Here is a 1,856-nt window from a genome sequence, read left to right as displayed (position 1 = left end):
GTGTCGTTGAATGCGCCACGGTACGCGCGCCCGATGGGGGTGCGCGCCGTCGACACGATGACTGCTTCTCTCATTGAATCCACCTCGCTGGTTCGTTGTCAGCTCAGTGCTGACCAGGAATGCGCCCATTTCATCACTGAGGCTCGCGCTCGTGCTCTCCGTGCCGGGGTTCTACGCATCGCACGCCGGGCGTCCCACCGCAGTTGTCATGACTAGACAAAAGTCAGCGCGGATGGCCTCTCAGCGACGGAGCCGCGCGAGAGCGGCCAGGTCGGGCTGATCGGCGAAGACACCGTCAACTCCGGAGGACATGATGAGCTGAAACTCGGCGAGCCAGTCGCCAAAACGTTCAGGGCCCTCACCCGACCGAAACCCTGTGACGAGAAAGATGTTCTCCGCGCGAAGGGTCCACGTAAACACCCTCAGCCCTGCCGCGTGCGCCCTCTGAACTACCGACGTGATGGCCGGGGCCCCGTCCTCCCCCACGCGCAGCAGGAGCTTCTTGCTCACGCTGATGCCGTCGATGCCGGAACCCACCAGCGCGGCGAGCCCAGCATCCGCAAGATCCTGCGAATAGGGGCTGGCCGCATCCCCGTCGCGGGCGACCCGATCTGCTGGGGCGCCCTGGGCCTCGATGAGATAGATCAGAGGAGCCTGGATGCCAGCAGCCCGGATGCTGTGCAGCACGTCGAGCTCGAAGCTTTCGATCGTGAGGCGCGGGTCGGCGGCCCAGCCCAGGGCCACCATCTCGGCGGCGAAAAGCTCCGCCAACGGCAGCCCGATGCTGTCGAAGTAGGCGGCATGCTTGATCTCGGCGACCAGCCCTACTGGCCGCGGCGCGGCATCCAGAATCTGCACCAGGTCGCTGAGCCGAAGCATTCCTTCGAGGCCGTCGAACGTGGTGTTGTTGGGGCGCACGGCGGGCAGCCGCTCGCGGAGTGTGAGGGTGGCGAGCTCTGCCCACGTGAAGTCCTCGGTGAACCAGCCCGTCAGTTCGACGCCGTCAACGATCTTGGTGACCCTGCGAGCCGCAAATTCTGGGCGGTCGGCGACATCCGTCGTGCCCGAGATCTCGTTCTCGTGGCGGAGCACCAAGACCCCGTCCTTGGACGGCACAATGTCGGGCTCGATCGCGTCGGCACCGAGGTCAATAGCCAGCTCATAGGCCGACCTGCTGTGCTCGGGGCGATACCCGCTCGCGCCCCTGTGGGCAATGACGAGAGGATGCTGGGCAGAAGAAGTCACGGCGCAACGCTACGCGGTCGGGCGGGGCCGTGTGAAAACTCTGCCGCACGCCCTGCGGCGCGTTGCTAGCATTCCTGCATGCCCCCCTGCCCGAGCTGCGGTGCCGCCCTCGAGACCTCCTGGAAGTTCTGCATCTTTTGCGGAACGGCTCTGACTGAGGATGCCGCGGCGATTCCCTCCGCCATCCGCCCGGAGCAGGCCGTGTCGGTGCGCAGCAAGCTCGACATTCCCCTTCTCGTCGGTATCGCTCTGGGCGCGGCCGGGGCTGCCCTCATCGTCTACGTGGCGATTGCCCTGTTCGCTCCGCGATAGTGCACCCTGCGGGCGCCGCAGATTCCCCAGTGTTTGAGGGAACAACTCCGCTATTCTGTGCGTTGTATACCGAGAATCGGCGCAGACCGTAGCCCGACCGGTGCCACCAAGGAGAAGACCACGAATGGCCAACCCCGCCTTTAGCAACTCGCCGGCTTTTGCCGCCGGCGCCAAAGCCGTTGACTTTAACAAGCCGGTATCGAGCGAAGAACTCGATGCCATGTACGGCCGTCCTTCTGCAACGCCCGTCGACACCGACCGGATGACGTACGAAGACACGATCGTCAAGACCCTCATCG

The 1,856-nt window shown here is 64.9% G+C and carries 2 protein-coding genes; one reads left to right on the top strand and one right to left on the bottom strand.

The window, feature by feature from the left end; genetic code table 11:
• Window positions 1-240: 240 nt before the first annotated feature.
• Window positions 241-1,245, bottom strand: coding sequence for a glycerophosphodiester phosphodiesterase family protein (locus AC062T_RS08405; RefSeq protein WP_476029091.1), 1,005 nt, complete (start codon window positions 1,243-1,245; stop codon window positions 241-243).
• Window positions 1,246-1,323: 78 nt separating this feature from the next.
• On the opposite strand from AC062T_RS08405, the gene AC062T_RS08400 reads away from it, so the two are divergent.
• Window positions 1,324-1,557 (top strand): zinc-ribbon domain-containing protein, encoded by a 234-nt coding sequence (locus tag AC062T_RS08400; RefSeq protein WP_476029089.1) that lies wholly within the window; start codon window positions 1,324-1,326, stop codon window positions 1,555-1,557.
• Window positions 1,558-1,856: the final 299 nt, after the last annotated feature.

This window comes from Homoserinimonas sp., assembly GCF_056262345.1.
This window is presented reverse-complemented; position numbering and strand designations above follow the sequence as displayed.